The following is a 19,053-nucleotide window of genomic DNA, read 5'->3' as shown; positions in this document are numbered from 1 at the left end:
AAATTTTAGAAAGCGCCTTCCTTGTAAACTATTATATATAAATTTTTTTATTTGTAAATATCTAATTTAATATTAAGCTTTACAAATTATATTTTTTGTTTATAATAAGTATATACAAATTATATTTTAGAGGTGGACAAATTGTATAAATACCATGATATTTATTCTGATATTAAACGTGATATTTTAACAAATCACTATCGTGCCGGCACTTTATTGCCCACGCAAGATTTTTTTGCAAAAAAATATGATGTTTCAAGAATTACATTGAAAAAAGCCCTTCACCTATTGGAAAATGAAGGACTTATTTTTAGTAAACAAGGTTCTGGTACTTATGTGCGCAAGCGAATTAACACTGATACTAGCGATCTTTTACCCTTAGACTTACCTATCGGAACAACTTATTCTCACCGCGATCAAAAAATCACGAGTAAGATTTTACACTTTGATGCCCGTCTAGCTGAAAAAAACGAGCAGGAAAATTTAGGAATTGAAGCAAGTAGTCCTGTCTATGAATTTAAACGTGTTCGTAGTATTAATGATCAATTGTATAGTTACGAACACACAATAATGCCAGTATATATCGCGCCCCTTGATAAAAAAATATTGCAAGATTCTATCTACCATTATTTAGGTACAGAAGCAAAACTACAGTTAACAGACGCTCATCGTACAATTTATGCTGAAGAAGCTAGTGAGGAAGCAAGCAAAGCCTTAGAGATAGCAAAAGCTAGCCCAGTTCTGGTCATTGAACAGGTTGCTTACGATCAAAAAGGACGCGCTTTTGAATTTTCCAAATCTGTTTTCAAAAGCAGCCAAAGCAAATTTATCTTAGATGTTCATATGAATAGTGATCGCATTTCCCTATGAAATTAAAAATGCTCGCACCTTTTGCAGCAATCCAAGAGAAGATAAAAAAAAGCGCTAGAAACAGATCATGACATGAACAAGTATGTAATGTTTTTAGCGGTCATGAAAGTCATGCTAGAATACACTAGCAAAGATGACTGGGGTGAAATGTCCCTATCGCTTATTCAAAATCATTATTTCGAATTTGAAAAAGTGAAAGGTATCAAACATCGCTTAGACTTTTATCACCCTTACAAACTTTATTGCGAATTAATGCGCGTTTATTATCCACTAGCAGACAGTAAGAAAAATATCATTCAAACTTGGTCTGATACTTTTATACTAAAGTGAAAAGTTTTTTACTGATATGTTTTATTATGCGAAAATTTTAACCTCATTAGTCCCAATTTCATTGCTCATCTAACATAAGCAGGTGGGAAGAATATTTTGTTAGATTAATATCAAAATAATTAATAAAAAAACTGTTTATCCAATTAAAAAGATAAATCGAGTAAAGAGCTTACCTCTTTGCTTGACTTATTTTTTATACATTTTAAATATTAACACCTCATGATACCTCTATTCTCGTCTTCTTTAGCAAACGACTCTTTAACTGAATAACCGATTTTTAGCCTTTACTACACCAGAAAAAAGCTCAAATTTTTTTCACATAATAGTGATGTGAAGAAAATTTGAGCTAATTTTACACTAGCAATAGTTTTTCAACTTGATAAAATACTTTTTGTTACCCAAACAAGCAACGCTAATTTTTTATTCTTAGCTTATGATATTTGTATATAACAGTATGAAAGGATGAGTTTTTTGCAAAGCGAAAAAAGATTAGTGATTCACATCCATGACCTGACACAAAAATATAATATGTCTTTACGAGAACTTTCTCGCCAATCTGGTATTGATATCGCTCGTTTAAGTGAGTTAGCTAGTGGCAAACGCAAGCGGGTCAATATTGACTTTGTTATAAAAATTGCTGAAGCATTAAATATTACTGACATTCGTGAAATTTTTACCATTGAAGATAAATAAATCAATTTTACTGAGTTTCCCCTAACTGCTGCTTCTTGCTTTCGACATAAACCTCGGAGGCAGCGCTTTCATTTATACGATCACCTTTCTTTTTGTTAAATCCAATCCCCTTTCCAACAAGAACCATTGATTCATCATTATCACTTTTAGCAACTAGAGCATTATGGCTAAATACTTGCAAAATTTTCACTGCAACCTTTCCTCCTTTAAAAAATAGTTGGTTATTCTCATTCGTTGCCCTTAAGGACAACGTTTTCAAACTTATTATAACCTATGATACTTATATAAGCAACAAGCTTTTGAAAGGATCTGGTTATTTGTATACAGAAAGAAAATTGGTCGTACATATTCATGAACTACTAGAAAAAGAAGGCTGGTCCTTATCAAAACTTGCGCTTGAAGCTGATATTGATAAATCAAAATTAAGTCGTCTGGCTAGCGGACAACGTGAGTATTTATATATTGATTACTTAGTAAGAATCGCTGAAACATTAGACATTGACGATTTAAATGAAATTGTTTCCCTTGAAAGAGTAGAAGATAAAAGCAAAAAATAAAAGCGGCTAATTTTTTAGTCGCTTTTTAGTTTTCTGAACAAACCAGTTTTATTATTCATTCGTCTTCTGAGTGAACAATTTTTTCTATTCTACTATCTGTTGCTTGACTTTACGCCATCAAAATTACATCAAAAAAACAGCTGACATCTTATCGATGCAGCCATTTAAGTAATATTATTCTATGTTTCCCAGTGCTAAATCTTCCAATAAATGTTCTGTTTGAGAGTTTAATTGCAGTAAAGAAAATGATTTTTGAACATAAAAAGTACTTGTGATTGTCTCATTTTCATTTATAAATATTTCAATAGAAGACCGATCAAGAAAAATTTGCACAGACAAAGCTTTTTTTGTATCTATAGCTAGCACATCAGATTCCTCCATAGAACTATCACCTTCCCCGCTTATTTGGTAAGCAGTATTTTTACGAGAGAAAAACAAGCCCTGTTTTTCTGAAGAATAGCTGAACTGTAAAGATTCTCCCTCTTCATTTGTAAAAAACAAATCAAAAGGCGTTACATTATTTGCTGCTATTTTAAAAGCAATATAATTTCTATCTTCTATTGAAATCTCATTATTTTCTAATTTTGTTTCTTATATTTTTATTAAATCAAAAATTTTTAAAGGGACTTTTTGCTGTAATTCCCCATCTTTAGCAGTAATCATTCTTGGCAATGTCATTTGTCCAAACCAGTTATGACCTAGTTCGTAAGTTGGCCGGTTTGCTTGCCAGTTCTGCATCCATGCAATAGCTAAATAGCGTTCCTCTGCTAATTTTACTGTTTGTGGAGCATAAAAGTCCATTCCATTATCCATCTCTTTTATAGATGTTTGTTGAAATTCAAAGTTTTCCCAGTCCATCTCACCTTCAATTAACCAAGAAATATGAGAGTGTACTTTTCCTTTTTCATCAACATAGTCCATAGCGCTTAAAATAAAAACAGCTTTATCTTTAAACAACAATAAATCTGGACATTCTACCATCGTACCTAAATAAGGGTTATACGGAAAAATAACTGAAACATACTCCCAATTCAATAGGTCCTCTGAGTGGTATAATATGACCTGCCCTTTGTTATCCAATGTTTTAGAACCGATCACAGAATAATATATGCCATCTTTTTCGAAAATTTTTGGATCGCGAAAATCAACGACCGAAGTACCTGCAGGAATATCATCTTCCGTTAGCACAGGGTTTCCCTCATATTTTTTAAAATTCACACCATCTTCTGAAATAGCTATATTTTGATTTTGACGCGTTTTCGTTTCATCTGTTTCATCTGGCAAGTGTCCTGTATACATCACATATAATTTTCCATCTTTTTCAATAGCACTCCCGGAAAAAACACCGCCCTTATCATAATCTTGATCGGGAGCAAGTGCTACTGGCAAATCTTGCCAGTGTAAACCCTCCTTACTTTTTGCATGCCCCCAATGCATAGCTCCATGCTCTGCTTTATAAGGATAATGTTGATAAAATAAATGAAGTTCATTATTAAATATAACTACACCATTTGGATCATTTGTCCATCCAATTGGAGGAGCAAAGTGATAGTCTGGATAAAATTTCTTCCCAGTAGTTTCCTTGTTCCCTCTAATAAATTCATTAGCTTTTTCAATTGTATAAAGCATAAATAACTTTTCTCCTGTTCCTAAATAAACTAAACTTTTGTTAAACCAAACCTTAAATTAAACATTAACTAACATTGTCGTTTACTATCCTTTCGAACTCTTCTCGTACTTTTGGAACCTCCATTCCAACAATAACCTGGATAGCTTTCCCATTTCGAACTACGCCATAAGCACCATAATTTTTGAAAAAAGCATCATTTTCCAACTGATCTGGATCTTTTACCGAAATTCGCAAACGAGTCGTACAGTTATTAATATCAGCAATATTATCAGTCCCACCCAAAGCATTTAAAAAACCTAACGCTTTTTTACCTACATCGCTTAATCCTTCATCACTAGAAGCAGCGCCTTTTTCTTCTGCTTTTTTAGCTTTATATTCTTTCTTACTATACATGTGTACTTCTTCGTCCTCTTCACGTCCAGGCGTTTTTAAATTGAATTTTAAAATTACCCAACGGAAAGCAAAATAGTAAATGAAAGTGAGTACAATACCACTAGCAAAGTAAATAAAAATAGCATCTAAATGATTTTCAGCCATTGGTAAGAGAACGCCCGTAATACCTCCAATATTTGCCGCGAATCCTCCAGCTAAACCAAACGCATATATGGTCATTGCAAAGATAGATGTTAATGCTGCATGAACAGCAAATAATTGGGGTGCTAAAAATAAGAAGGTAAATTCAAAAGGTTCTGTAATCCCTGCAATCATTGCTGTAGCAGCTGTTGGTATAACTAAAGCCATTGTCTTTTTCCATTTTTCAGGTTTTGAAGTAGCAACAAAAGCTGCTCCAATACCTATTGGAAAGAAAAACATAGATGCATTTTGTAACATAAAACCGCCTTGAGGAAATATCTCTCTTATTGAGCCATCAAAAGCAGCAATTTCCGAAAGATTTTCAAACCAATAATTAAGTAGCCCACCTTCAACGGCTGCTGGACCAAATTCAAAAGGTTGATTAATAAAATGATGCAAACCTGTTGGAATTAAAAGTCTTTGTAAGAAAACATAAATTCCAACACCAGCTGTTCCACTAGAAGCCATAAACCCTTGCAGTTGAGAAATAACGTCTTGAATCGATGGCCAAATCCATGCAGTTAAAAATGCAAGAGGAATAGCCATAAAGAAACCAAGCATAACCACAAATGATGAACCAGAGAAAATCCCTAACCATTCTGGTAAAGGTGTATCGAAAAATCGGTTATGTAAGTATACAGCTAACCCAGAAATCAATAATGCCCCAATTAAATTAGTATCCAATGTCGCAACGCCACCAATTTCTTTAATACCGATAGCATCTTCCACATTACTCATATCTACGCCAAAGTTCCATGTGTTTAAAATGTAATTAATATTTGTATTCCAAATCATATAAATAACAAAAGATTCCATAACTGCTCGCGCCTGAGCTTTTTTCGCTAGCCCGATAGGCAAACCGATTACAAACAGTAATTCCATATGATCAAATACTGTCCATCCGCCAGATTCAATCATTCCCCAAATATCGCTCCAAAAGGAACCTTAAGCGGCGAGTCCTCCTACTATTGATTCATTTTGAAACGCAATAGATAAAGCTAATATTATCCCGTTAAAAGCAAATAGCATAACTGGCGTAAGCATTGCTCCACCAAAACGTTGTATTTTTTGCATCATTTTATTTAGCTCCTTTAATGCCTTTTTTATTTTATCCAGATATTTTTGACAGCGATTTCTAAAAGGGACAATTTATAAAGCTTTACTATGAATAAAGCTTTATAAATATATTTTTTTACTCTAATATTATGACTTCAACACCAAAATGATCACTCACAATAGATTCATTATCTTGATTGAAAATGACATGGTTTTTTTGAACAGTTAATTTATCACTAACAAAAATATAATCAATTCGTTTACTATCAGAAGTTGTTTTCCAACCATCGATTTTTCCCTTCATGGTTGCATACCCGTAATTTTCTTGTGCGATTGTATAAGAATCATTTAAAAAGGGCGCTGTTTTTAAAACATAATCATATCCTTTATTGTAAGTGCTAGCTTCATTGTTAAAATCACCCATAAAAATAATGTTTTCTTTCATGTTTTCATTAAGGGCAATTTGGGCTCTATCCCACTCATGTTTGAAAATTTGATTATCTTCTGGATCTTCCCACCAAGAAAAATGACCATTAAAAATTAACCATTTTTTATCAAAAATTGATATTTCACTTTTTAAAATATTTCTAGTGCCTACGTTATCGTATTCTGTAGACTGAGAAATATTTATTACCTGGGAATTTTGTGGTGTTTTCGATAAAATGGCTAGTCCTTCATCATATTTATCATATCCTATATGATTAGCGCTCCAAGTCCAAAAATAGTACTTTCCAAATTTCTCTAGTTCTTTGACCAAAACTCCTGCATAATTGCCTTTTTTTAATGGAACGAGATTAACTTCCTGACTGGGTTTTATAAAGCGCTTATGCTCAGTCATTCCTTCTTTCATAGGCTGATTAACTTCTTGAAGAGCGATCACATCATAATCTTTAGTCGCTATCACTTGCGCTAGTTGTTTTATTTTTTTACTAGCAAATTTTTCCATCCATCCATGTACATTTAATGTTAAAACTTTCATCTTCCAATCCCTTAATTTTAAAAAATTCAAATTCAAAATATTTTTTCCTATTTTGAAATTTTATACATACGTGCTTCATAAGGACGTAATAAGATACTATTATTTAAACGATCATTAACTTCATAATTAGCTAGTACAAGTTCTTTTAGATTATATTTAGAAAAGTCCATTTTTTCACGACCATCAAACATATTTACCATAATAAGAAAATCTTCTTGCTCACCGTGTCTGAGATAGGCATAAACTGATGGGTGCTTTTCTTCAATTAATTCATAGGTTCCATAAATAAGGGTTTCTGAACGACGTCTGATATCAATCATTTTTTTATAGAAATTATAAACAGAATTAGGGTCTTCATAAGACTCAGCTACGTTGATATCTGCGTAATTGTCATTTACTTTTAACCATGGCGTGCCCGTTGTAAATCCTGCTTGCTCTGTAGAATTCCACTGCATTGGCGTTCTTGAATTATCACGAGAACTTTCCCAAATATATTCCATTGCTTCTTCTTGCTTACTACCTTCTTTAATCATAGTTTTAGCTTTATTGACTGACTGTATATCATCATATTCATCTAAAGAATCAAAATGAACATTTGTCATACCAATTTCTTGCCCTTGATAAATAAAGGGAGTCCCCTGCATAAAGAAATACATCGTTGCTAGCGCTTTAGCAGATGTTTTACGCATATCTGTATCATTTCCCATTGACGAAACCGCACGCACTAAGTCATGGTTTTCAAGAAACAAAGCATTCCAACCAACACCTTCTAACCCTTTTTGCCACTTGGTTAACACTTTTTTAAATTCTGTGAGATCAAAAGTAGCTTTATCTCCCCAAAGATTTATATGTTCAAATTGAAAAATCATATCAAAATAACCGTTTTCTTCACCAACCCACTGTTCTGCATCCTCTACTTCAACACCATTTGCTTCTCCTACTGTCATAATATCGTAGTTATTGAAGGTTTCTTCAGCTAATTCTGTGAGATGTTTATCAATACCCGGTTGATTCATATGCGCATCAAAAGATGGCACAACATCTTTTTTCAATGGATTAGGCAAATCTGGAAAACCAGGCTTTTTCTTGATATGTGTAATTGCATCAATCCTAAAACCGTCGATTCCTTTATCTAACCACCAATTAACAGTATCATACAGCGATTGCCGCACTTCTGGATTCTCCCAATTTAAGTCAGGTTGTTTTTTAGAAAATATATGCATATAATATTCTTTTGTTTTGTCATCCCACTCCCAAGCTGGACCATTGAAAATAGATTCCCAATTATTAGGGCGGCTTCCATCTTTTTTACCTGGATGCCAAATGTAATAATCACGATATAGATTATCTTTAGAAGACCGTGATTCAATAAACCATTCATGTTCATCCGAAGTATGATTAATGACAAGATCCATAATTAATTTCATACCACGTTTGTGTATTTTTTCCATCAATTCATCAAGATCTTTCATTGTCCCGAATTCACTCATAATAGCTTTATAATCGCTAATATCATAACCATTGTCATCGTTAGGTGATTGATAAACTGGGCTCAGCCAAACTACATCAACCCCTAAATCTTTTAAATAGTCTAATTTTTCTATAATACCTCGTATATCACCAATTCCGTCTCCATTTGTATCATAAAAACTACGAGGATAAATTTGGTAAGCAACTGCTTCTTTCCACCATTTTTTTGTTTGTTTCATTGAACATCCTCACCTTTCCTAAAAGTTGCTCTACGCCATAATAGAATTAATTATTTTTTATTATTTCCGATTTTGAAATCGTTTTACGAAATATAATAATATAATATGTCAATCGTTACCATATATCAACCCTTTAACATATTTTATCAAAAAACACTCCCAACCTTTTTTAGTTAGGAGTGAATGGACATAATCACTGGCTAGAAGTTGAAGATAAGAGATTTACTGGTAACTTGGTTACTTGTTCAACTTTTTCTTCATTTAATAACGCCAATAGCACTTCGACTGATTTTTGTGCCAGTTTTTCGATTGGCTGAACAATGGTAGTCAATTCTGGATTCAGTTGCCGAACAATCTTTGTTCCATCAAAACCGATGATTTTTAATTCTGCAGGAACTGAAACCCCATGTTCTTTAGCGCTGTTCATACACATCGTAGCAATGATGTCATCCCCAGCAAAAATACCGTCATATCCCGTTTCTCCGGTAAAAAGCTGATCAATCAGTTCACGTTTTTTTGGTCGGTGAATTGAAAAGGAACTTCCTTGAAACTATAAACAAGGTTATTTTCTTTCATCACATCTTTATACGCAGCCGCACGATCATTTGCTGGAGTCGTAACCTGTTGATCTCCTCGAATGCATACAATTTTTTGGCAACCCTTATCAATTAATTCTTGTGTAGCAAGCTTTCCCCCCAGATAGTTATCACTTTGAATGATAGGAATATGGGCTGTTAATTCTCTTTCGATACTTACGATCTTATTCTCAAAGTATTGATATTCACTGATATTAATATTATGCGATCCTACAATAACCCCATCGACCCGTTTTTCTTGAAGTAAGCGTAAGTATTTTTTTTCATTATCAACATCATTTAAGCTGTTACAAATAAATAGATTATACCCTTTTTTAGCCAGCTCTTTTTCAAGATGAAACGTTAATTCACCGAAAAAAGGGTTTTCAGTTGTTGGAACAATTAGTGCAATAAAGCGCGTCTTATTGGTTAAAAAAGAACGTGCCATTTCATTAGGCGTATAATTTAATTCGTCCATTGTGGTCATGACTTTTTTCCGCGTCTTATCACTAATATACCCACGATTGTTTAACACGCGCGATACGGTTGTAACGGAAACGCCAGCCTTTTCAGCAACATCTTTGATGGTCAATGACATATTGAACCTCCTTATCATAAAGAAAGAATCGTTGCAATAAGTATAAATTTTTTTTACTAAGAAAGCAACGAGCAGGAAGTCGATCTAATTTTTAATTCGCTTCTTCATATTTCAGTGATTTTCCTTTTTTGATTTGTGTATTTGTTGATAGCTGAAAAAGTCTTTTTCAGTCATCTTTGTATTTCAGATGCAGTTCTGTTAACTTGCCCACTTAAGTGGTTTCTATAAATTGCAAATCCTACTTTTATATGGAATGTTTAAATATTGGAAAAATTCAGAAAAAGTGCTATTCTTTTACTTATAAAAATTTGTATTTCAGAAAGGGACAATCTTATGACTCAACAAGTAACTCCAAGAGAATTTATTATGAATATTTTAAACGGCTTAGCCATTGGTACAGTCATCGTTTTAATTCCAAGCGCCTTATTATCTGAACTTTGTAAAGCACTCTTACCTACTTTCCCGTTTTTGATCAACGTCTTAAATGCAGTAAATCTTTCTAATTCTATGATGGGAATTGTTATTGGGACTTTGATCGGTATCAACTTTAAATTTCCACCGATACAGTCGGCTGCGGTAGGACTTGCTTCTATCTTTGCTTCTGGAGCCGTTAACTTTACACCAGATGGAATGCTTTTAGAAGGTACAGGCGACATTATTAACATAGGACTAACTGCCGCTATGGCTTGTGGCATGCTTTTGTTCTTAGGAAATAAGTTAAAGTCTTATACCATTTTAGTTATTCCCGCGCTTTCTTTGATTATTCCAGGCATTATTGGACGCTTGATTTTGCCTTATATTTTAAAAATTACGGAATGGATCGGACAAGGGATCGCCCAACTACTTGATTTACAACCTCTTGTTATGAGTATTTTATTAGCTGTTATTTTTTCTGTTTTGATTGTTTCTCCGATTACAACCGTTGGTATTGCTTTAGCGATCTCGTTAAGCGGCATAGGTTCAGGCGCGGCCAATATTGGTATTTGTGCAACCGGATTTGGTTTTGCAATCATGGGCTGGCATGTGAATACCAAAGGAACAAGTTTTGCTCACTTTATCGGATCACCGAAAATGTCGATGGCTAACGCCTTGAAAAAACCACTGATTTTGTTACCTATCATTTGTACTGCTGCATGTTGCGGTGTTTTAGCTGCTTTATGGGATATTCAAGGTTCACCTATGTCAGCAGGCTTTGGTTTTAGTGGCTTAATTGGTCCGATTAATTACATGAATTTGGCCGAAGATGGCTGGACATTTGTTACTTTGTTAAAATCTATTATCGCTTTTGCCGTTGCTCCAATTGCTTTTAGTTTTCTTTTTAAATATCTCTTTACCAAGGTGACGCCCATTCTAAAAGAAGAAGATTACTATTTGAATATTTAATTTGTTAAATAATTTTTTTAGGTTTGCCATAAAAATTCTTTTAAGATTTCGGATTTTGATGTATGATAAAAACGAAATTAAAGGAAAGCAGGTATTTTTATGAGCGATGAACCAAAAAAACACTCCATTATTGAGCAAACCAATGGAGCATCCTTGCAAGAAATCAATAGTACCGTCCAAGTACCCAAAGGAAAAGGATTTTGGCGAACTTTACTGGCCTACTCTGGACCGGGTGCCTTAGTCGCTGTCGGCTACATGGATCCTGGGAATTGGTCTACCTCTATTACAGGTGGTCAAAATTTTCAATATTTATTAATGTCCATTATTCTAATTTCCAGTTTAATTGCGATGCTTTTACAGTATATGTCTTCAAAACTAGGAATCGTTAGCCAAATGGATTTGGCTCAAGCCATTCGTGCGCGTACAAGTAAATCTTTAAGTATCGTTTTATGGGTACTGACAGAATTAGCCATTATGGCAACGGATATTGCTGAAGTGATCGGAGCTGCGATTGCGCTTTACTTGTTATTCAATATTCCACTTGTATATGCTGTTTTCATCACTGTCTTAGATGTATTGCTCTTGTTACTGCTAACCAAAATCGGTTTTCGTAAAATTGAAGCTATTGTCGTTTGTTTAATTTTTGTCATTTTATTTGTCTTTGTCTACCAAGTCGCTCTATCAAAGCCTGATTTAGGAGCCATGTTTGCAGGTTTTATCCCAACAATGGATACCTTTTCGCAAACGCCGCATATTGGAGGTCAAACACCACTAACAGGTTCATTAGGAATTATTGGTGCCACGGTCATGCCGCATAATCTGTATTTGCATTCAGCGGTTTCACAGACACGCAAACTCGATCACGATAACAAAGAAGAAGTCGCACAAGCTGTTCGTTTTTCTACTTGGGATTCCAATATTCAACTTTCTTTAGCTTTTCTTGTCAATGCCTTGTTATTGGTTATGGGCGTAGCTGTATTTAAAGATGGCGCAGTACAAGATCCGTCCTTTTTTGGGCTCTACGAAGCTTTATCTGACCCTAATACCTTAAGTAATGGCGTATTATCTCAAGTAGCCAGTTCGGGACTGTTATCCACATTATTTGCCGTTGCCTTATTAGCATCTGGACAAAATTCAACCATTACTGGTACGCTCACAGGACAAGTAATCATGGAAGGTTTTATTCATATGCGAATGCCCATTTGGTTACGTCGTTTAGTGACTCGCTTGTTATCAGTTGTTCCCGTCTTAATTTGTGTTCTTATCACGAGTGGTAAAAGCACCGTAGAAGAGCATACCGCCTTAAACAATTTAATGAATAACTCACAAGTTTTTCTAGCTTTTGCTCTACCGTTTTCAATCATCCCACTGCTTATGATGACAAACAGTCAAGCTGAAATGGGCAAACGTTTCCGCAATAGTACCATCGTAAAGTTTTTAGGTTGGATTTCTGTTATTGCGTTAACTTATTTGAACTTAATCGGCTTACCCGACCAAATTGAAGGCTTTTTTGGAGCGCAAGCTACTAGACAAGAACTTTTATGGGCAGATGGAATTGCTTATGTTTTAATTCTTGTTGTTCTAGCCTTATTAGCATGGACAATTATTGAGTTATATAAGGGAAATAAAAAGTTTGAACAACTACAAAAAGAAGGAATGAATAATGATGGGTAATGGATTTCACAGCATCTTAGTTGGAGTCGATGAATCTGCCAATGCGCAAAAAGCTTTTCAATATGCCGTAAAAAAAGCTGCTCACGAAAATATTGAATTGGTTATTGCTTCTATATTAGAATCGGATGAAATAAACGTGTATCAGGCTTTGGATGATGATTACTTGCGATTAGCACGTAAAAAAACAGAAGAAAATCTACGAAAGTATCAGCAATATGCTTATGACCAAGGTGTACAAACCGTTAAACTTTTTAGCGATGAAGGTGCCCCTGCTGAACGAATTATTCATCATATCTTGCCACAAACCCAATGTGACTTACTCATTATTGGATCACACGCTAAGCATGGGCTGAAAGACTATTTTGGCACCAGTGCTTCTTATATGGCTAAAAATGCCCCAATTTCAGTCATGATTATTCGCTGAAAGTGTACTTTTTTGGTAACCGACACTCAGAAGTTAGATTTTAGCTCTAAGGATTGCTACATGATTTTAAATGAAGATTCTACTTACTTCTTGGATAAAAAATACAATTATAAAAAGCGTGCTGCTTTATACATAGCACGCTTTTTTTCATCATGAATTAAACTAAATTTTATCTATCTATAAACTCTGCTTCATCTTCCAAATTTTTTGGCAAATCAATATTGTACTTTTCCACTTGCTTTTGATTAACATATGTTTCCCCTTCGTCGTAAACATAGACAGGAGTTTTAGCTGGATCATCTCCATTGAGGATATCAGCTGTCATTTCACCTGTTTTTACCCCTAATTCATGTTGGTCAATCCCTACGGTCGCGACGCCGCCTTCTTCCACCATAATATCTACTGATGGAATAATGGGAATATTCTTTTTGTCGGCTTCGTTAACAATGGTTGACATCGCATTAGCCATAGTATTGTCATTTGGAATATAGATAAAATCGACATCGTCCATGGCTTGGATCGTTTGTTGAATTTCATTTGATGAAGGAACCGCATATCTTTCAGTCTTAAAATCTTGCTTTTTCGCCTCTTTTTCGGCTTCTACAACTTGTGGTTTAGCATTATCTTCTGAGGACGAATAAAGGATCCCCATTGTTTTTGCTTCAGGTAAAAGTTCTTTGGCCAAATCCAGTTGTTGATCAATCGGTACTTGATTAGAAACGCCGGTCATATTTCCGCCTGGTCTTTCCATAGAATCGACTAAATCACTGCCCACTGGATCTGCAATAGCGCCTAACATAATAGGTATATCACTCGTTTCATTTGCTAAACTCTGAACAGCGGGTGTAGCGATTCCTACCAGAGCGTCAGGATTACCTTCGACTAATTGTTGGCTCATTGTCGCTAATTTGCTTTGATCGCCTTGACCATTTTGAAACTCGAGTTCAAGATTCTCGCCTTCTTTGTAACCCGATTGCGCTAGGCCGTCTTCCACACCTTGTCGTATATCATCTAATGAAGGGTGACTGACATATTGTAAAATACTTACTTTTTTCGTTTCTTCAGACTGAGCGTTTCCCGAATTCCTTTTCCCTAACTCAAAAGCGAACAAGCTACCTGCTAAAACTACCACAATAACAGCAACACTGAATATCAATCCTTTGTTTTTCATTTTACCTTCCTACTTTCTTTATTGAATTAAACTGATATGATCGCTTTGTTTGCTTTGTTTTAACAAATAAAAAAAGCAACAATCCTGCGATCATTGCTGAAAAACAAAGGGTCTATAATATTTAGTGTTGTTACTAAAAAAATTAGTAATAACACTAATTTTTTATATAACAAAAAAGCATTTGTTTCCTTTATAATTAAGTTGGACACCAAAATAAAAGGAGAAAACAAATGCTTCAATACAAAGATATCAAAATTAAAGATCAAAATCTAGATGTAGGCCTTAAAAACTTACTCAATATTAAGGACCCTCACATCTTTTTTTCCGCTCAAGCAGTTCAAAAAGAACCCATTCATCATCGAATGACGAATGTCTTTTACGGTGTCCTTACCTACACCCCGAAAGCTTGCGAATGTTGTGGCCTCATAAATGAAGAGAATCTTCTTATTAAACATTCGCCAAAGGCTTCGGATATTCAATTAATTCCTTATCAGGAAGTGCCCAGCGTTTTACGCTTATTTAAGCAACGATTTTATTGTAAATCCTGTCATCATACTTTTAGTGCCAGGACCTATTATATCGCCAAAGACTGTTATATTTCGCAAGCCTTGAAGTTTGCCATTGCGATAGACTTGAAGAAAAAACTATCGATGAAAGATATTGCTTTACGCTATGGGGTCTCATTTAAAACTGTGGAACGCGTATTGGATACCTTCTATCAAGGACTTAAATTCAATCCCAACCATTTACCGAAACATTTGCTAATCGATGAATTCAAAGGCACGAAGGACTGTGAAGGAGCCATGTGTTTTATCTTCAGTGACGCTCAGACAGGAAAAATTATCGATATCTTGGACGATCGCCGCAATTTCAAACTGATTGCTTACTTTCAACGATTTACTCAACAAGCGCGGAAAAGAGTCCAACATGTGGTTATGGATATGAATTCGGCTTATGGAAAAATGATCCCTCAAGTATTTCCGAAGGCCAAGATTCTTGTGGATCATTTCCACATTATCCAACAGATTTCTCGAGCTTTTAACCAGCAGCGGATTCGGTCGATGAACCAGCTGGACAAAAAGAGCGCCCAACAAATGAAGGATTATCGCAAATTAAAAAAATACTGGAAACAGCTCCAAAAAAAGCATAAAAACTTGGGGTACGACCATTTGAAACAGTTCCCTCTTTTTCGCCAAAAATATGTGACGGAATCGGAAGTTGTGGATTACTTATTAACCATTGATCCCGTGCTTAAGGCTTCTTATGATGTTTATCAAGATCTGCTTGACGCTTTTGAAAACGGCAAAGCGCAACCATTTTTCGCTATCATTGATCAACTGTCGCCTTTATTAGAAGAACCCTTTAAAAAATCCTTACGTCACCTCCAAAAGTACCGTAAAGAAATTACCTTATCTTTTACTCAACCGTATTCCAACGGCAAACTTGAAGGGAAAAACAACTTGATTAAAGTAATTCAACGGATTGCCTTTGGCTTTCGTTCTTTTAATCATCTACGTAAGCGAGTGCTTATTCAACAAGGGCTTCTTGAGATCTTATAAAATAACAAAAAAAGAAGAACCGAAGTCCTTCTTTTTATAAAGGTTTTGCTTAAACAACACTATTTGACAAAGAGCCAAAACAAAAACCGCATAGATGATTGATCTATGCGGTTCATAAGATTGATTTTAACCGGCATAGATACAAAGCTTTAGATTGCTCGTCTAAATCGTTGTATCTATGGAAAGAATCCATCAATACAACCTACTACGCCAGTTTTGCCATGCTTGTGCTAAATTGTTTGCGTAAGTTAATTGCATAATGGTTTCTTCCTTTCTTGTTTAGTAATTGAGCTTATCATACCTGAACAAAGAACTTAGGTCAACCTTTTTACAAATCAAAGATTCGATTTGGGTTTAATACATTTTTTGGATCTAGTGCTTTTTTAATCGCCTTTAATGTATTCATGTATTCTTTTGAGTAAAAATGGGATAAATACTCTTTCTTTTCCAAGCCAATACCATGCTCAGCAGAAGGCAAACCGCCCAGTTCAGCAATAAATGGATAAAGTTTTTGTTCATATTCGACTAACATCTTTTTCCACTGAACATCTTCATAATCTTCTTGTAAAACGCAGATATGGATGTTGCCATCACCTGCATGTCCAAAAAACGCACTTGAAATTCCCATCTCATCTGCATATTTTTTCGATTGAATAATTAAATCAGGAACGTAACGAGTGGGAACGACAGGATCGTACATTTTGGTAGTTGCCGCAGCATAAATTCCGGTTAGGATATGATCGCGAATATTCCAAACTAATTTTGCTTCTTTTTCATCAATATCCCGGATATTTAACGCGCCTGCCGAGTTAACAATGGAACGGACTTCGTCTAATTCACGGTTTAGAGCTTTTTCGTCATTGGAGTTTAATGTCAAAAGTAAAAAAGCCGCTCCTTCTTGTTTGGGCATTTTGACTTGTAAATAATCTTCCGCATAACCCACCGAATTTTTCTCTAATAATTCCAATGCTACGGGCTCTACAGGCGAATTTAAAATTTCATAGACTGTAGGTGCCAGATCATCTAATTTTTCAAAACCAACCAGCATGGAACGTTCATAACGTGGTCTAGTCCGCAATTTTAATTGTAATTCAGTAATAACACCTAATGTCCCCTCTGAGCCAATAAAAAGATCTTTTAAGTCGTAACCAGAACTATTTTTTTGATTTAAACTACCTGCATGAATAATATCACCATTAGCCAACACCACATCATAGCCACGTACATTATCGCGTGTTACACCATATTTGATGGCGCGCATTCCTCCTGCGTTCGTTCCAACAGTACCACCAATCGTAGCGGATTTTTCACCTGGATCTGGCGCATAAAAATAAGGCGTATCGGCTAAATACTGGCGGATTTGCGCCAGAGTCACCCCTGCTTGTACATTTAAAGTTAATGTTTCTTTATCTAAAGAGATAATATCAGTCATCTCAGCTAAACTTAAAAACCACTCACCTTCATGAGGATAAGTTGCACCAGTTAATCCGGTATGTGCCCCAATCGTAATCACTTTTTTGTCAGCCTCATTTGCTTTTTTCATAAAATCGCTGACATCTTCTGTACTCTTAGCATAACCGATTAATTCCGCTTGTCCCGGTTCGAGTTCATGAGCATTTGAGGTTAATAATTCCTCAGGCACTATTTCTTTAATTTCCATAAATAAAAATCTCCCTTAACTAAAAAATATGTAAGCGTTATTACTACTTAACTATAACATAGTTAATTTTTTTGAAAAAGAATTGCGTCAATTGTTTCTTATAAATGAAAATAAAAATTAGTTGGTTAACTTCAAAAAATAGCGCAATTGGCGAAATAGTTGACGATGTGAACCCAATCCATAGAAATATCGGCGGGACATTTGACGATGTGCCACCAATCGTTAAATTATTGGAGGCAACTTGCTCAATCTGCCTCCAATAATTACAAATAATGATAAAATGTATGAAACAAAACAACTTTCATCTTTTGAATTACTTTTCTATCGTTCCTTGTTCTTTCGCGAGTTCGTTTTTGTCATAAACTTTAAAGAAAGGATAATAAATTAAAATAGCAATAATGATTAAAACAACATTTAAAACAGCAGCTCGCCAATCTCCATTTGTTGCCAAGAAAGCGCCGATAGGTCCGGGTAATGTCCAAGGAGCAGTCACCGTCACGGCATTAACCAAACCTAGTTTTGTCGCAAACCAAGCAATTGTTGCTAACACAATAGGTGCTCCAATAAATGGCACCATTAGAATAGGATTTAACACAATAGGTACACCAAAAATAATAGGTTCATTGATGTTAAAAATCGCTGGCGCCAGAATCGTCTTTCCAAGTTTTGAACCATATTGCGACTTTGAACGAAAAGCTAGTAAAATAGCTAATCCGATCGTTGCACCTGCTCCACCGATCCAGATGAACCATTGATAAAATGGCTCTGCTCCAATTGTAGGTAAAGGCTCTCCAGTAGCTAATGCACTGGAATTACTTTCCAATAATTGTAACCACAGTGGTCGAGCGATTGATCCAATAACCGCTAAGCCATGAATACCAAAGAACCAAAAGAAAGTTGTTAGTAAGACTAATAACAAAACAGATGGCAATGAATCTGCCGCACTAATTAATGGACTAATTAAATTACCGATAAAAGCATGCCAATCAAAACCAATATAATAAGTAATTGAACCAATCAACAAGATTACAATTAACGTAGGCGTTAATACTTCAAAAGAACGAGCAACTGCGGGAGGTACTTGATCAGGCATTGTAATTTTAAAATTTGATTTATCCGTTAAACGATAGATTTCTACAGCAATAATCGAAGTCACAATCCCGACAAACATTCCTTCGCCGCCAAGATTTGCCATAGGAAGCACAAAACCTTCAACACCAGCTATTTCCGTTGCTTCTTCAGGAATAGAAACAGGAACCAAAGTTAGTAAGAAAGCCGTAACTGCTAAAATTCCACCCGCAACTTGGTCAAGATCATAACTCTTGGATAAACTCGCACCAATACCAAAAGTCGCATATAGCGCCATAATATACATAGACATACGATAAGGAAGCAAAATTGTTTCAGCATTTGCGGTCAAAAACTGTGTAATTCCCCACGACTCAGGTAGTGGCGGAAAAGCGACAATCATGAAAAAAGATCCAACAATAATCAAGGGTAATGCGGCAATAATCCCGTCACGGACAGCTCTTAAGTGACGCTGGTTGGCAATATTTGCCATCGGTCCTCCCAGATATTTTTCAATCCATTGGGTGAATTTGTCTAACATATT

General features: G+C 35.2%; 20 protein-coding genes. 8 read left to right on the top strand and 12 right to left on the bottom strand.

The genetic code is table 11. The features are described 5' to 3' along the window. The first annotated feature begins 141 nt into the window (after positions 1 to 141). The 3 genes from C7K42_RS01205 (at position 142) to C7K42_RS01195 (ending at position 1,893) form a co-directional block, all read left to right on the top strand. Positions 142 to 870 (top strand): GntR family transcriptional regulator, encoded by a 729-nt coding sequence (locus tag C7K42_RS01205; RefSeq protein ID WP_103083786.1) that lies wholly within the window; start codon positions 142 to 144, stop codon positions 868 to 870. 72 nt (positions 871 to 942) lie between these two features. After that, positions 943 to 1,200: a hypothetical protein gene (locus C7K42_RS01200; RefSeq protein WP_103083787.1), complete on the top strand. Its 258-nt coding sequence runs from the start codon at positions 943 to 945 to the stop codon at positions 1,198 to 1,200. 462 nt (positions 1,201 to 1,662) lie between these two features. Continuing rightward, positions 1,663 to 1,893 (top strand): helix-turn-helix domain-containing protein, encoded by a 231-nt coding sequence (locus C7K42_RS01195; protein ID WP_014124589.1) that lies wholly within the window; start codon positions 1,663 to 1,665, stop codon positions 1,891 to 1,893. A gap of 7 nt (positions 1,894 to 1,900) precedes the next feature. On the opposite strand, the gene C7K42_RS01190 is transcribed toward C7K42_RS01195, so the two are convergent. Beyond that, positions 1,901 to 2,083, bottom strand: a complete 183-nt coding sequence (locus C7K42_RS01190) for a CAT RNA binding domain-containing protein (protein ID WP_014124588.1) — start codon at positions 2,081 to 2,083, stop codon at positions 1,901 to 1,903. A gap of 127 nt (positions 2,084 to 2,210) precedes the next feature. On the opposite strand from C7K42_RS01190, the gene C7K42_RS12825 reads away from it, so the two are divergent. Beyond that, positions 2,211 to 2,450 carry a helix-turn-helix domain-containing protein gene (locus tag C7K42_RS12825; protein ID WP_014124587.1) on the top strand — a complete coding sequence of 80 codons (240 nt, stop codon included), beginning with the start codon at positions 2,211 to 2,213 and terminating at the stop codon, positions 2,448 to 2,450. A gap of 174 nt (positions 2,451 to 2,624) precedes the next feature. On the opposite strand, the gene C7K42_RS01180 is transcribed toward C7K42_RS12825, so the two are convergent. The 8 genes from C7K42_RS01180 to C7K42_RS01150 form a co-directional block, all read right to left on the bottom strand. Further along, positions 2,625 to 2,981 carry a GH32 C-terminal domain-containing protein gene (locus tag C7K42_RS01180; protein WP_227869153.1) on the bottom strand — a complete coding sequence of 119 codons (357 nt, stop codon included), beginning with the start codon at positions 2,979 to 2,981 and terminating at the stop codon, positions 2,625 to 2,627. Between the two features lie 60 nt (positions 2,982 to 3,041). Beyond that, positions 3,042 to 4,079, bottom strand: coding sequence for a glycoside hydrolase family 32 protein (locus C7K42_RS01175; protein WP_014124585.1), 1,038 nt, complete (start codon positions 4,077 to 4,079; stop codon positions 3,042 to 3,044). A gap of 64 nt (positions 4,080 to 4,143) precedes the next feature. Then, positions 4,144 to 5,580 (bottom strand): PTS transporter subunit EIIC, encoded by a 1,437-nt coding sequence (locus C7K42_RS01170; RefSeq protein WP_307718627.1) that lies wholly within the window; start codon positions 5,578 to 5,580, stop codon positions 4,144 to 4,146. A gap of 18 nt (positions 5,581 to 5,598) precedes the next feature. Continuing rightward, positions 5,599 to 5,730 carry a hypothetical protein gene (locus C7K42_RS13340; protein ID WP_014124583.1) on the bottom strand — a complete coding sequence of 44 codons (132 nt, stop codon included), beginning with the start codon at positions 5,728 to 5,730 and terminating at the stop codon, positions 5,599 to 5,601. 115 nt (positions 5,731 to 5,845) lie between these two features. Continuing rightward, positions 5,846 to 6,688, bottom strand: a complete 843-nt coding sequence (locus C7K42_RS01165) for an endonuclease/exonuclease/phosphatase family protein (protein WP_014124582.1) — start codon at positions 6,686 to 6,688, stop codon at positions 5,846 to 5,848. Positions 6,689 to 6,735: 47 nt separating this feature from the next. Continuing rightward, complete coding sequence (locus C7K42_RS01160) at positions 6,736 to 8,397, bottom strand: glycoside hydrolase family 13 protein (protein ID WP_014124581.1); 1,662 nt, start codon at positions 8,395 to 8,397, stop codon at positions 6,736 to 6,738. Between the two features lie 193 nt (positions 8,398 to 8,590). Then, positions 8,591 to 8,860 carry a substrate-binding domain-containing protein gene (locus C7K42_RS01155; protein WP_256729363.1) on the bottom strand — a complete coding sequence of 90 codons (270 nt, stop codon included), beginning with the start codon at positions 8,858 to 8,860 and terminating at the stop codon, positions 8,591 to 8,593. A gap of 38 nt (positions 8,861 to 8,898) precedes the next feature. After that, entirely contained in the window at positions 8,899 to 9,570 is a 672-nt protein-coding gene (locus tag C7K42_RS01150) for a LacI family DNA-binding transcriptional regulator (protein ID WP_014124579.1), read from the bottom strand. 333 nt (positions 9,571 to 9,903) lie between these two features. On the opposite strand from C7K42_RS01150, the gene C7K42_RS01145 reads away from it, so the two are divergent. The 3 genes from C7K42_RS01145 to C7K42_RS01135 all read left to right on the top strand — a co-directional run bounded on the left by C7K42_RS01145 (position 9,904) and on the right by C7K42_RS01135 (position 13,051). Further along, on the top strand, positions 9,904 to 10,953 hold the full coding sequence (locus C7K42_RS01145; RefSeq protein WP_014124578.1) for a PTS sugar transporter subunit IIC: 1,050 nt from the start codon (positions 9,904 to 9,906) through the stop codon (positions 10,951 to 10,953). A 99-nt stretch (positions 10,954 to 11,052) separates the two neighbouring features. After that, positions 11,053 to 12,627, top strand: coding sequence for an Nramp family divalent metal transporter (locus tag C7K42_RS01140; protein ID WP_014124577.1), 1,575 nt, complete (start codon positions 11,053 to 11,055; stop codon positions 12,625 to 12,627). Further along, positions 12,620 to 13,051 (top strand): universal stress protein, encoded by a 432-nt coding sequence (locus C7K42_RS01135; protein ID WP_014124576.1) that lies wholly within the window; start codon positions 12,620 to 12,622, stop codon positions 13,049 to 13,051. Before C7K42_RS01140 ends, C7K42_RS01135 begins: the two co-directional genes overlap by 8 nt. A 169-nt stretch (positions 13,052 to 13,220) precedes the next feature. On the opposite strand, the gene trpX is transcribed toward C7K42_RS01135, so the two are convergent. Continuing rightward, the gene (gene trpX, locus C7K42_RS01130; protein ID WP_014124575.1) at positions 13,221 to 14,222 is read right to left on the bottom strand and encodes a tryptophan ABC transporter substrate-binding protein; all 1,002 of its coding nucleotides are present in this window, start codon (positions 14,220 to 14,222) and stop codon (positions 13,221 to 13,223) included. 230 nt (positions 14,223 to 14,452) lie between these two features. Between trpX and C7K42_RS01125 the strand changes: the two genes are divergently transcribed. After that, positions 14,453 to 15,781 (top strand): ISL3 family transposase, encoded by a 1,329-nt coding sequence (locus C7K42_RS01125; RefSeq protein ID WP_012345024.1) that lies wholly within the window; start codon positions 14,453 to 14,455, stop codon positions 15,779 to 15,781. Between the two features lie 328 nt (positions 15,782 to 16,109). Here the strand turns inward: C7K42_RS01125 and C7K42_RS01120 are convergent, their stop codons facing one another. Further along, positions 16,110 to 17,441 carry an FAD-binding oxidoreductase gene (locus tag C7K42_RS01120; RefSeq protein WP_069028851.1) on the bottom strand — a complete coding sequence of 444 codons (1,332 nt, stop codon included), beginning with the start codon at positions 17,439 to 17,441 and terminating at the stop codon, positions 16,110 to 16,112. A 313-nt stretch (positions 17,442 to 17,754) separates the two neighbouring features. Beyond that, positions 17,755 to 19,050 carry a PTS sugar transporter subunit IIC gene (locus tag C7K42_RS01115; RefSeq protein WP_103099675.1) on the bottom strand — a complete coding sequence of 432 codons (1,296 nt, stop codon included), beginning with the start codon at positions 19,048 to 19,050 and terminating at the stop codon, positions 17,755 to 17,757. Positions 19,051 to 19,053 lie beyond the last annotated feature (3 nt).

The sequence above is a fragment of the Tetragenococcus halophilus subsp. halophilus DSM 20339 genome (assembly GCF_003841405.1).
GTDB lineage: Bacteria > Bacillota > Bacilli > Lactobacillales > Enterococcaceae > Tetragenococcus > Tetragenococcus halophilus.
Note: the sequence above shows the minus strand (reverse complement) of the source record. Positions and strands in the feature narration are given on the sequence as shown.